Consider the following 12,045-nt stretch of genomic DNA (forward strand, 5'->3'; position numbering starts at 1 on the left):
GAGGGCAAGCTATAAGAAAACTGGGAAGGAAGATCCTGATGAATCGTAAACATCTACCCGCCAGTCTTCTAATGATGACCATGCTGCTATTTCTAATAAGCGCAGCAGCGGAAGCAAAAGAGCCTGTGATGGCGCCAAGAATAGAGGCACCGACATTAACTGGTGAAATGCAGATGGTTCCCGCAAAAGGGAAAAAGACCATTTTGCATTTTTGGACAACATGGTGTCCGTCCTGCAAAATGGAGCTGCCCGAATTTGAACAGATTGTGAAAGAAAATCAGAGTGATGTTGACATATTGACCGTGAATTTACTAGGTGCTGAACAAAGTAAACATGCTGTTGCCCAATTTGTGAAAGACAGAAGGTTTACATTTCCGATCATACTAGATGAACACGGAGAAATGATGAAGAAATATCAAATTATCACCATTCCAACGACCTTTTTGATTAATGAAAAAGGAGAAGTGGTGAAAAATCATGTAGGTCCACTGACGAAAAAACAAATCAAAGAGTGGACGAATTCTTAGAACAAATCCTTTCTGTGAAAGAACCAATTCTGTTGGTTCTTTTTTTGTGTTCATTTGCTTTTCATCTGAATACACTGTGCTCAGAAGAAGAAGGAACGGTCTATATCAATAATGATAATTATTATCAAAAAGAAATTATAATAATTATTAATTGAAAATTGTTCAGAACCTGTTATAATGAGTTACAGACCAATAAAAAGCTTGAAATAGCAGAAAATATAGATGGAATAAGAAACGGGCAACGATTGATAATGTGAAAACGATTATCAATTAGAGAGGAGAAAACAATCATGAATGAGAATACAGCACTTTACCAAACGACAAATCAAAAGAAATCGAAATGGTCCTTACATAAATGGGCACAGCACGGAGAATTAATTGCAGCAGGGATATCGGGGATTCTCATTTTAATTGCATGGTTTCTAAAAGATGAGAGCATGTGGAGCATTCCTCTTTTCATCCTGGCATTTGTCATTGGTGGTTTTGCAAAGGCGAAAGAAGGAATTGAAGAAACGATTTCGTCTAAGACCTTGAATGTGGAACTTTTAATGATTTTCGCAGCAATAGGCTCAGCTCTGATCGGCTATTGGGCAGAAGGCGCTATTTTAATTTTTATTTTCTCACTGAGTGGTGCGCTAGAAACGTATACGTCAAATAAAAGCAAGAAAGATTTAACAGCATTAATGAGCATTGCACCAAATGAAGCAACTTTAATTGAAGAAGATGGTACGACCATTCAAATCGCCGCTTCATCATTAACACCTGGTGACCGTATTATGGTCAAAGCTGGGGAACGCATTGCAGCAGATGGTGTGATTTTAAGCGGGAGAACAAGTGTGGACGAATCTGCACTTACAGGCGAATCTGTTCCACAGGAAAAAGGGCAGGGGGAAGACGTATTTGCAGGAACAGTGAACTTAAATGGTTCCTTAACAGTGGAAGTCACTAAACATAATGAAGAAACGCTTTTCCATAAAATTATTAAACTTGTCGAATCCGCTCAAGAAAGTGTTTCGCCAAGCCAAGCATTTATTGAAAAATTTGAGGGTGCCTATGTAAAAGGTGTGCTGATCACCGTCGCAATTTTAATGGTTCTGCCTCATTTTGTACTCGGCTGGAGCATGAGTGAAACCTTCTACCGGGCAATGGTGTTTATGGTCGTTGCTTCACCTTGTGCTCTAGTTGCATCCATTATGCCAGCAGCACTGTCATTGATCTCAAATGGCGCGAGAAATGGAATGCTTGTCAAAGGAAGTGTCTTTTTAGAAAAACTAGGCACAAGCAGCATGATTGCTTTTGATAAAACGGGGACGATTACAAACGGGAAGCCAGCCGTAGAGCAAGTCGTCATCGCTAAAGGACAGGATGAATCTGCTTTTTATCAGGCGCTCTATCAAATTGAGAGTCAATCAAACCATCCATTAGCGAAAGCAATTTCTGATATGGCAAAGGAGCACCAAACAGATAAATCAGTCCATGTCACCATTGAAGAAACCTCTGGATTTGGTGTGAAAGCACAATTAAATGGGGAAACGTGGCGGATTGGGAAGAAAGACTTCGCTGGTAAGGCGTCAATCGACCGCGAGATGGAAGAGACAGGTGATGACCTTTCAGCGCAAGGATACACAGTGGTCTACGTTCAAAAGGGTGAAGAAGTTGTTGGCTGTCTTGGCCTTAAGGATCAAATCAGACCTGAAGCTAAAAAAATGATTCAAGAACTAAATGATTTAGGCATCCAAACCGTCATGCTGACAGGAGATCAGCAAAAAACGGCTGAAGCTATTGCGCAGGAAGCCGGCATCCAAACTGTCGTGGCTGAATGTCTTCCAGATGAAAAGGTACATGAGGTCAATCAATTAAAAAAACAAGGTAATTCAATCATCATGGTAGGAGACGGAATCAATGATGCGCCAGCACTCGCTACAGCAGATGTTGGGGTTGCGATGGGCGGAGGCACAGACGTTGCTTTAGAGACTGCGGATCTCATCTTAATGAAGAACAATTTAAATAACCTAACAAAGATGATCCGTCTTTCAAGAAAAATGAATCGAATCATTAAGCAAAACATTATTTTCTCATTAACGGTGATCTGTCTGTTAATTTGTGCGAATTTCTTACAAGTGCTTGATTTGCCTTTTGGCGTCATCGGGCATGAAGGAAGTACGATTTTGGTCATTTTAAATGGTCTGCGTCTGCTTCGTGCATCTTAATTAATCATCAAGGCGCACTGGATATATGCCAGTGCGCTTTTGTGCGAAATACAGCAAAAACTGATACAATAGACCAGTAGTAAAACGTGTGAGGAGGATCATGATGAACCGAATGAAGAGCTTGTCTTCTTGGCTTAAGAAAGAAGACATTCAAGGTGCATTTATACATACAAAGGAAAATGTGTTTTATCTATCTGGATACTTCACAGAGCCGCATGAAAGAGTGATGGGGCTGTTTGTGTTTCAAGAGGCAGAACCATTTTTTATTTTGCCTAAAATGGAAGTCGAGCAGGCAAAAAATGCAGGATGGTCCGGCGATATCATTGGATATGAAGATCATGAGAATCCATTTGATTTCATTCAATCAGCGATAGAAAAACGAGGTGTTCATGCCGCGCGTCTTGCGATTGAAAAAGAATCGATACCGCTTCAAAGAGCAGAGCAGCTCCAAGCTGTCACGGGGGCAGAAATGTTCGTCCGGGCTGAAGATGAGCTCAATCAGCTCAGACTGATTAAAGATGAATCTGAAATTGCTACACTCAAAAAAGCGGCACAATTAGCAGATGAAGGTGTAAAAATTGGAGTTAACGCCTTAAAAGAAGGAATCACGGAAACAGAAGTTCTCGCTGTCATTGAATATGAACTAAAGAAAAAAGGCATTCAAGGCATGTCCTTTTCAACCATGGTTCTCTTTGGTGAAAAATCAGGCGAGCCTCATGGAAATCCTGGGCAGGCAGCCTTAAAAAAAGGCGATTTTGTGTTATTTGACCTTGGTGTCATTGTCGATGGATATTGCTCAGACATCACAAGAACATTCATCTATCAGGAAGCTTCTGAAAAACAAAAGGACATTTATCAAACCGTCTTAAATGCAGAAATGGCAGCACTTGAAATGAGTAAGCCTGGCGTTAGAATCGGTGATCTTGACTTAAAAGCCCGCGGGCTCATCACAGAAGCGGGATATGGTGAATATTTCCCGCATCGCCTCGGACATGGGTTAGGGGTTTCTGTTCATGAGTTTCCTTCTATGAGTCAGGCAAATGACGACCTTCTGCAAGAAGGTATGGTGTATACGATTGAACCAGGAATTTATGTCCCGGGAGTCGGCGGCGTAAGAATTGAAGATGATGTTCTCATTACGGCAGATGGTCCAGTCACTTTAACCAATTATCCGAAAGAGCTGACGATCATCAAGTAATGAAAAAAATCACGATGAACGTCCAGGTCTTGGAAGCGTCATCGTGATTTTTTATCACTCTTCTCGATCCTTATCAACAAAAAAATCATCAATTGATTGAAACGGTTTGATTTTATGTTCTTTTCCTAAAGGATGTAATGCAAAACGAGCAGAAAACAAAACAGTCATACATAATATAATCCATATGATGAAACCCATCTTGAATTCCCCTTTCCATCCAGTGATTTGTTCAGCTCACATACATCTTAAAGTATGAAACGCTTACCATATCAAGAGAAAGTAGGAGAAAAAATGGCAAACATAAGGGAGATTGCGAAAAGAGCGGGCGTATCTGTGACAACCGTATCACGTGTGTTGAATGAGCATCCTTATGTTAAAGAAGAAAAAAGGGAACGTGTTCTACAAGCGATGGAGGAGCTCAAGTATACGAGAAACATCCAGGCGGTCCATTTAGCGAAGGGCTATTCGAATATGCTTGGCATCGTCCTTCCAAACATTGAACACTCTTATTTCAGCGCACTCGTCACAGGTATTGCAGAAAAAGCACAGGCGCACGGCATGCATTTTGCTTTATTTCAAACAGGATACGATCCATTAAAAGAAAAAGAAGCGTTAATGAGTTTAAAAGAGCGCCGTGTGGATGGTTTAATATTTTGTTCAAATGCGTTAAGTGATAGGCACATTTTAAAGTGGCAGGAATCAGGACCGATTATATTTTGTCATCCTGCGCCGCACGATCAATGCTCAACCGTGTCGATTGCACATGACCAAGCATTTAAGGAGGGCCTGCATCATTTGGCGGCATGCGGACATCAACGAATTGCGATCGTTCTTGCGAGAACAGAAGGAGCGAATAGCGAGTCGCGCCTTCAGGCCTATCAAGACATGATGCAATCCCTCGGGCAGACCATTGATGAGGAATGGATCATCGAAGGGAAGCTATCCCTGCTTGATGGGAAGCACTTATTTGCAGAATGGCAGAAAATGAAAAATCGTCCTACAGCTTTATTCATTACAAATGACGAAGTCTCTGCAGGCTTTTTATTAGAGGCGCAGCGTCATGACATAAAAGTAGGAGAATCACCAGCCATACTCAGCTTTCAAAATAACCAATTGAGTGAGGCGCTAGGGATTTCCAGCATTCATATTCCCCTCAAACAAATGGGGCAGGAAGCGTTTGACTTGTTTGACCGTGCATTAAAGGGAGAGAAATCAGAAAAAAGAATGCTGCCATTTCGTCTGATTGAGCGAACAACTACCGTTTTGAAAAACAATCGTTGACGCACGTTTCATCTGTTTTGTACGATAAGAGGGATTGAAAAAGAAGGAGGTGGGGATGTTCATGGAATCCTTCACCGTTGATAAAGCGTTAAATAATAATGTCATCATCGCAAGGCACCCTTCTTTGGGCGAAGTAGTTCTGATTGGGAAAGGGATTGGCTTCGGTAAAAAATCGGGGGATTTTCTCGATCAAGACGTGTTTGAAAAAATGTTTGTGTTAAGAAATACGAAGGAACAAACAGAATATAAACAACTGCTTCATCATATTGATGAGAACATGATTGAGCTTGCCAATGACGTCATTTATCATATACGAGAAAAAATGGGACAACGCTTGAATGAGCATATTCATGTTGCACTGACCGACCATATTGCGTTTAGTTTTAAGCGGGTGCAGCAAGGCTATGATATCACGAACCCTTTTATGCTTGAGACGCAATCGCTATACCCGAAAGAATACGAGGTCGCAAAGGAAGTCGTTGAACTGATTAACGAGCGGCCAGATGTTAAAACGAAGCTGCCAGAAGGAGAAATTGGCTTTATAGCGCTCCATATCCATTCAGCTTTGACGAATCGGCCTTTATCTGAGGTGAACCGTCATTCGCAGCTGATTACACAAATGGTCCAAGTTATAGAAGATTCATTTCATATGAAAGTAGACAGAGAAAGTATTCATTATTTACGCTTATTACGCCATATTACGTTTTCAATTGAGCGTATTAAACGGGGAGAATCTTTAGAGGAGCCAGAAAAATTGCTTCATCTATTGAAAAATGAATATCCTTTATGCTACAATACTGCTTGGAAAATGATCAAAATTTTGCAGCATGCATTGAAAAAGCCTGTACAGGATGCTGAGGCTGTCTACTTGACACTTCATCTGTACAGATTGACAAATAAAATTTCATAGTTTCCTTGAAACGTGTAACTGATTCGATCAGGCATGAGTGACTTAAGGTAAATACAGGATAAGATCCTGTTATTTGCGCAACCTTATATCACCATGCCTTTTTTGCATTTGAAAGTGAAATGTAAACGGTTAATTATGAAATGTACGTCAGGGAGCAGCCCAAATGTATGTTGTAAGCGAAAACAAAAGGAGGTTCAACCAGTGTTTAAATCACTTTTTGGTGTGTTGCAAAAAATTGGACGAGCTCTTATGCTTCCAGTTGCGATCCTTCCTGCTGCCGGTATTTTACTAGCACTTGGGAATGCGATGCAAAATCCGCAGCTGATTGATGTAGCTCAATTTTTAAGCAATGATACAATTCAGCTTGTTGCAAGTGTCATGGAGAATGCGGGGAACATCGTCTTCTCGAATCTTCCGCTATTATTTGCTGTAGGGGTTGCCATCGGTCTTGCTAATGGAGACGGAGTGGCAGGGATTGCCGCTATCATCGGTTACCTTGTCATGAACGTAACGATGAGTGCCGTATTAATGGCTAACGGATCTATTCCATCCGATTCGATCAAATTGGCTAAGTTCTTTAAGGAAAGCCATCCAGCATATGTGAATATGCTCGGTATACCGACCTTGTCTACCGGCGTTTTTGGCGGGATTATCGTCGGGGTATTAGCCGCTTATATGTTTAATAAATTTTACAAAATTGAGCTCCCGCAATACCTTGGTTTCTTTGCTGGTAAGCGTTTTGTTCCAATCGTCACTTCTATTTCAGCACTTATTTTAGGGCTTTTGATGCTAGTCATTTGGCCGCCAATCCAAGGTGCATTGAACTCATTTTCAACAGGACTGCTTGCAGCAAATGAGCCGCTGGCTGCCTTTGTATTCGGAGTCATTGAACGCTCATTAATTCCGTTTGGTCTACACCACATATTCTACGCACCATTCTGGTATGAATTTTTTAGCTATAAGAGCTTATCAGGAGATATTATCCGTGGTGACCAGCGTATTTTCATGGCGCAAATCAAAGATGGTGTTCAGCTGACAGCTGGTACATTCATGACAGGGAAATATCCGTTCATGATGTTCGGTCTTCCAGCAGCAGCTCTTGCGATTTACCATGAAGCAAAACCAAAGAATAAAAAGCTTGTAGCAGGAATTATGGGATCAGCAGCCCTTACTTCTTTCCTAACAGGGATCACTGAACCGCTTGAATTCTCATTCTTGTTTGTAGCACCGATATTATTTGCGATTCACTGTGTATTTGCTGGATTATCCTTTATGATAATGGATATTCTAAATGTGAAAATCGGGATGACCTTCTCAGGAGGGTTAATCGACTTCTTCCTATTTGGTATCCTGCCGAATAGAACCGCTTGGTGGCTTGTCATTCCAGTAGGTCTCGTACTTGCTGTCATTTACTACTTCGGATTTAGATTCGCCATTCGCAAATTTAATCTGAAAACGCCAGGCCGCGAGGATGAAGCAGCAGACGGAGCAATTGAGGCGAAGTCTGAAAAAGGGAATGACTTGCCTTATGAAATCCTTGAAGCAATGGGTGATCAAGAAAACATTAAGCACCTTGATGCTTGTATCACGCGTTTACGTGTTACTGTCAATGATCAGAAGAAAGTGGACAAAGACCGCTTGAAAAAGCTTGGCGCTTCTGGTGTTCTCGAAGTAGGGAACAACATCCAGGCAATTTTCGGCCCGCGTTCTGATAATTTAAAAACACAAATGCAGGACATCATTGCAGGCCGCACGCCTCGTCCAGCGAAAGACCCTTCTGCAAAAGAAGAAGTCAGCCAGCAGGTCGAAGAAGTCATTGCAAAGCCGCTTCAAAATGAACAAGGGGAAGAAATTTTTGCTTCACCAATTACAGGGGAGCTTCATCCAATTACAGATGTACCAGATCAAGTATTCTCAGGGAAAATGATGGGTGACGGTTTCGCTATCTTGCCAACAGATGGAACGGTTGTTTCACCGGTAAGAGGGAAGATCTTAAATGTGTTTCCGACGAAACACGCCATTGGCCTGCAATCTGACGGTGGACTTGAAATTTTAATCCACTTCGGAATTGATACGGTCGGCCTCAAAGGAGAAGGATTTGAAGCATTTGTACAAGAGGGAGATCAAGTAGAAATCGGTCAAAAACTTTTAGAGGTTGATATTGATAAAATTAAGTCTGAAGTACCATCTTTGATGACACCAATTGTATTTACCAACTTAAGTGAAGGACAATTTATTGACCTTCAAGAATCCGGTGAAATCAAAGCTGGACAAGAAAACATCATGAAAATTTCAAAATAATTTTCATAACTGCCGTTCTTGTTAGATGACAAGCTCGGCAGTATGATATAATATTGTGGATGTATTAATTGTATAAAAAGGAGATTGATAAAAATGGCTCAACAAACATTCAAAGTAACTGCAGATTCTGGAATTCACGCACGTCCTGCAACAGTTCTTGTACAAACTGCTAGTAAATATGATGCTGATATCAACTTAGAATATAATGGTAAAACAGTGAACCTGAAATCTATTATGGGTGTAATGTCTCTAGGAATTGCGAAAGGTGCTACAATCACAATCTCTGCTTCTGGTTCTGATGAAAATGATGCACTTGCTGCGCTTAAAGACACAATGAAAAGTGAAGGCCTAGGCGAGTAATGCAACAACTGAAAGGAATCGGTGCTTCAGCAGGCGTTGCAATTGCAAAAGCATATCGTCTGGAAGAACCAGATTTAACAGTTCACCAAAAAGACATCAACGATCCAGAGACAGAAGTGAAGCGTTTTGAAGAAGCAATTCATGTTTCTAAACAAGAACTTGAAGCAATTAAAGAACATGCGCTAAAAGAACTTGGCCAAGACAAAGCAGATATCTTTTCTGCCCACCTTCTTGTGTTAAGTGATCCTGAACTGCTTAACCCAGTAAAGGATAAAATTAGTGCTGACAAAGTAAATGCTGAATTTGCTTTAAAAGAAACAGCGACAATGTTTGTCACAATGTTCGAAGCAATGGACAATGAATACATGAAGGAACGTGCAGCGGATATTCGCGACGTCACAAAACGTGTTATTGGACATTTGCTAGGCGTTGACATTCCAAATCCAAGCATGATTTCTGAAGAAGTCATCATCATAGCTGAAGATTTAACACCTTCTGATACTGCTCAGCTGAACAGACAATTTGTTAAAGGCTTTGCGACAGATATCGGCGGTCGTACTTCTCACTCAGCGATCATGGCGAGATCTATGGAGATTCCAGCAGTTGTTGGGACAAAAGAAGCAACAAAAACGGTGAAAAACGATGATCTGATCATTGTGGATGGTATTACTGGAGACGTCATCATTCAGCCTTCTGAAGATGAAGTGAAAGCGTATCAAAAAAAGCATGAAGACTACTTAGCTCAAAAAGCGGAATGGGCGAAACTTGTTGACCAGCCAACGGTTACAAAAGACGGCGTTCACGTAGAGCTAGCTGCAAATATCGGAACACCTGAAGATGTAAAAGGTGTACTTGAAAATGGCGGCGAAGCAGTCGGATTGTACCGTACTGAATTTTTATACATGGGCAGAGACCAGCTTCCTACAGAAGAAGAGCAGTTCGATGCGTATAAAACCGTTTTAGAGAAGATGGAAGGGAAAGCAGTGGTTGTTCGCACACTAGATATTGGTGGCGATAAAGAACTTCCTTACTTGCAGCTTCCAAAAGAAATGAACCCGTTCCTTGGCTATAGAGCTATTCGCCTTTGCCTGGAAGAGCAGGAGATTTTCAGAACTCAACTACGCGCCTTACTTCGTGCAAGTACATATGGAAACTTGAAAATCATGTTCCCTATGATCGCGACATTATCAGAATTTAGAGAAGCAAAAGCCATTTTACTTGAAGAAAAAGAAGCATTGGTTGCCGCTGGTACAGACGTTTCTGATTCCATTGAAATCGGAATGATGGTAGAAATTCCATCAACGGCTGTCATCGCAGACCAATTTGCAAAAGAAGTAGATTTCTTCAGTATTGGAACGAATGATTTGATTCAATACACAATGGCTGCTGATCGAATGAACGAACGAGTGTCTTATCTTTACCAGCCTTACAACCCAGCGATTTTACGTCTCATTACGCTTGTGATTGAAGCAGCGCATAAAGAGGGTAAATGGGTCGGCATGTGCGGTGAGATGGCTGGAGATGAAATCGCAATCCCGCTTCTACTTGGATTAGGATTAGATGAATTCTCAATGAGTGCAACATCCATTCTTCCAGCTAGAACACAGCTAAGCAAGCTATCTAAGGAAGAAGCTGCATCATTTAAAGAGCATATTTTATCACTTAGCACAACAGAAGAAGTGGTTGATTTCGTCAAGAAAACATTTCAACAGAACTAAGTGAATGAAAACCAGACAGGTGAAACTGTCTGGTTTTTTTGTCGAATTTTATCATATTGAGTCATATTGGGCAGTGAGAAGGGCATCCTATTATTAAAAAATGGAGGTGACCAGATTGCCTTTCTCAGACTATAAACCAGGTGATCAAGTATATGTCATTTATCGAAATCCACATGCTGCAAACGTAGCACAAATTAAAGAAGCTGAAATTGTTTCACATCCTTACAACGAAGAAGAACTTGCCCTCTTTTTACTTGAAACGTATCATCCACTAGCACCTGATGATGCTGTTTTTCCAACATATGAAGAAGCAGAAGCACTTTATCAAGACTTATTTGAATAAGGGAGATTTTAGAAAGGATAAAAGCCATCCTGTGCGGTTAAAGTAACGGTATAAAAACGTTAAAGGTAAGGATGTGCTTAATATGATCAAACCTTTCGTCCCCCAGCTAGTTTACATTGAACCCCGGGCGTTAGAGTACCCGTTAGGACGAGAGCTGAAGGAAAAGTTCGAGGGTATGGGAATCGAAATAAGAGAAACGACTTCACACAACCAGGTAAGAAATATTCCGGGGAAAAATGACCTGCAAAAGTATCGTAACGCGAAGTCAACGCTTGTCATTGGTGTGAGAAAGACATTGAAGTTTGACTCGTCTAAACCATCTGCAGAGTATGCGATCCCATTTGCAACAGGATGTATGGGACATTGTCATTATTGCTATTTGCAAACAACAATGGGAAGTAAGCCCTACATTCGAACGTACGTCAATGTAGAAGAAATATTAGATCAAGCTGAGCAGTACATGAACGAGCGAGCGCCAGATATCACGAGATTTGAAGCATCATGTACTTCAGACATCGTAGGAATTGACCATTTGACACATACACTCAAACGAGCGATTGAATACTTCGGGCAAACCGACTTAGGAAAGCTTCGATTTGTCACGAAATTCCATCATGTTGATCATCTGTTAGATGCAAAGCATAATGGTCGGACAAGATTCCGTTTTAGTATTAATGCCGATTATGTCATTAAATATTTCGAGCCTGGCACATCACCGCTTGATCAGCGGATTGAAGCGGCTGTTAAGGTCGCAAAGGCAGGCTATCCTCTTGGCTTTATTATTGCTCCCATCTACATCCATGAAGGCTGGCAGGAAGGATATAAAGTTTTATTTGAAAAGCTCGATGCAGCTCTTCCTGATGATGTGAGAGATGATATTACTTTTGAGATGATTCAGCATCGCTTTACAAAACCAGCAAAGCGTGTGATTCAAAAAAACTACCCGAAATCTAAATTAGAATTAGATGAAGAAAAAAGACGATACAAGTGGGGGAGATATGGGATTGGGAAATATATCTACCAAAAAGATGAGGAACAAGAACTAAGAGAGACGTTAGAATCATATATTGATCAGTACTTTCCGTCTGCAAAGATTGAATATTTTACTTAAAGCAAGCCTATAGGGCTTGTTTTTTCTATTTAAATTTTCTTACAACTATTGAATGCTTTACCCATTTTGCCGATATATAAAATAAG

11 protein-coding genes are annotated in these 12,045 nt (G+C 40.9%); 10 read left to right on the forward strand and 1 reads right to left on the reverse strand.

Annotated features, from left to right (window positions below; all coding sequences use genetic code 11):
• Positions 1–38: 38 nt before the first annotated feature.
• The 3 genes from stoA to ACN6NB_RS06435 all read left to right on the forward strand — a co-directional run bounded on the left by stoA (position 39) and on the right by ACN6NB_RS06435 (position 3,935).
• Entirely contained in the window at positions 39–527 is a 489-nt protein-coding gene (stoA, locus tag ACN6NB_RS06425; protein ID WP_107163565.1) for an endospore biogenesis thiol-disulfide oxidoreductase StoA, read from the forward strand.
• A 290-nt stretch (positions 528–817) separates the two neighbouring features.
• Positions 818–2,737, forward strand: a complete 1,920-nt coding sequence (locus tag ACN6NB_RS06430; RefSeq protein WP_474253274.1) for a heavy metal translocating P-type ATPase — start codon at positions 818–820, stop codon at positions 2,735–2,737.
• Between the two features lie 103 nt (positions 2,738–2,840).
• Positions 2,841–3,935 (forward strand): M24 family metallopeptidase, encoded by a 1,095-nt coding sequence (locus tag ACN6NB_RS06435; RefSeq protein WP_075611328.1) that lies wholly within the window; start codon positions 2,841–2,843, stop codon positions 3,933–3,935.
• Positions 3,936–3,989: 54 nt separating this feature from the next.
• Here ACN6NB_RS06435 and ACN6NB_RS06440 read toward each other — a convergent pair whose 3' ends face one another.
• Positions 3,990–4,133, reverse strand: a complete 144-nt coding sequence (locus ACN6NB_RS06440; protein ID WP_162842493.1) for a hypothetical protein — start codon at positions 4,131–4,133, stop codon at positions 3,990–3,992.
• 93 nt (positions 4,134–4,226) lie between these two features.
• Here ACN6NB_RS06440 and ACN6NB_RS06445 point away from each other — a divergent pair, with 93 nt between their 5' ends.
• The 7 genes from ACN6NB_RS06445 to splB all read left to right on the forward strand — a co-directional run bounded on the left by ACN6NB_RS06445 (position 4,227) and on the right by splB (position 11,959).
• Positions 4,227–5,216, forward strand: coding sequence for a LacI family DNA-binding transcriptional regulator (locus ACN6NB_RS06445; RefSeq protein ID WP_151284243.1), 990 nt, complete (start codon positions 4,227–4,229; stop codon positions 5,214–5,216).
• 55 nt (positions 5,217–5,271) lie between these two features.
• Positions 5,272–6,126, forward strand: a complete 855-nt coding sequence (gene glcT, locus ACN6NB_RS06450; protein WP_151284244.1) for a glucose PTS transporter transcription antiterminator GlcT — start codon at positions 5,272–5,274, stop codon at positions 6,124–6,126.
• Between the two features lie 201 nt (positions 6,127–6,327).
• Positions 6,328–8,427, forward strand: coding sequence for a glucose-specific PTS transporter subunit IIBC (ptsG, locus tag ACN6NB_RS06455; RefSeq protein WP_058837789.1), 2,100 nt, complete (start codon positions 6,328–6,330; stop codon positions 8,425–8,427).
• Between the two features lie 93 nt (positions 8,428–8,520).
• Complete coding sequence (locus tag ACN6NB_RS06460; RefSeq protein WP_003211078.1) at positions 8,521–8,787, forward strand: phosphocarrier protein HPr; 267 nt, start codon at positions 8,521–8,523, stop codon at positions 8,785–8,787.
• Complete coding sequence (ptsP, locus tag ACN6NB_RS06465; RefSeq protein WP_039178109.1) at positions 8,787–10,505, forward strand: phosphoenolpyruvate--protein phosphotransferase; 1,719 nt, start codon at positions 8,787–8,789, stop codon at positions 10,503–10,505. Before ACN6NB_RS06460 ends, ptsP begins: the two co-directional genes overlap by 1 nt.
• Before the next feature lie 100 nt (positions 10,506–10,605).
• Positions 10,606–10,848 (forward strand): transcriptional regulator SplA domain-containing protein, encoded by a 243-nt coding sequence (locus tag ACN6NB_RS06470; RefSeq protein ID WP_044331928.1) that lies wholly within the window; start codon positions 10,606–10,608, stop codon positions 10,846–10,848.
• Between the two features lie 82 nt (positions 10,849–10,930).
• A complete protein-coding gene (splB, locus tag ACN6NB_RS06475) occupies positions 10,931–11,959 on the forward strand; it encodes a spore photoproduct lyase (protein ID WP_047203061.1) in 1,029 nt (342 codons plus the stop codon).
• Positions 11,960–12,045: the final 86 nt, after the last annotated feature.

Source organism: Bacillus sp. 11B20 (genome assembly GCF_056098985.1).

Bases quoted from the DNA above. Each gene is read 5' to 3' on its own strand.
- stoA (WP_107163565.1), top strand. From the start codon at position 39: ATGAATCGTAAACATCTACCCGCCAGTCTTCTAATGATGACCATGCTG.
- ACN6NB_RS06430 (WP_474253274.1), top strand. From the start codon at position 818: ATGAATGAGAATACAGCACTTTACCAAACGACAAATCAAAAGAAATCG.
- ACN6NB_RS06435 (WP_075611328.1), top strand. From the start codon at position 2,841: ATGAACCGAATGAAGAGCTTGTCTTCTTGGCTTAAGAAAGAAGACATT.
- ACN6NB_RS06440 (WP_162842493.1), bottom strand. From the start codon at position 4,133: ATGGGTTTCATCATATGGATTATATTATGTATGACTGTTTTGTTTTCT.
- ACN6NB_RS06445 (WP_151284243.1), top strand. From the start codon at position 4,227: ATGGCAAACATAAGGGAGATTGCGAAAAGAGCGGGCGTATCTGTGACA.
- glcT (WP_151284244.1), top strand. From the start codon at position 5,272: ATGTTCATGGAATCCTTCACCGTTGATAAAGCGTTAAATAATAATGTC.
- ACN6NB_RS06460 (WP_003211078.1), top strand. From the start codon at position 8,521: ATGGCTCAACAAACATTCAAAGTAACTGCAGATTCTGGAATTCACGCA.
- ptsP (WP_039178109.1), top strand. From the start codon at position 8,787: ATGCAACAACTGAAAGGAATCGGTGCTTCAGCAGGCGTTGCAATTGCA.
- ACN6NB_RS06470 (WP_044331928.1), top strand. From the start codon at position 10,606: ATGGAGGTGACCAGATTGCCTTTCTCAGACTATAAACCAGGTGATCAA.
- splB (WP_047203061.1), top strand. From the start codon at position 10,931: ATGATCAAACCTTTCGTCCCCCAGCTAGTTTACATTGAACCCCGGGCG.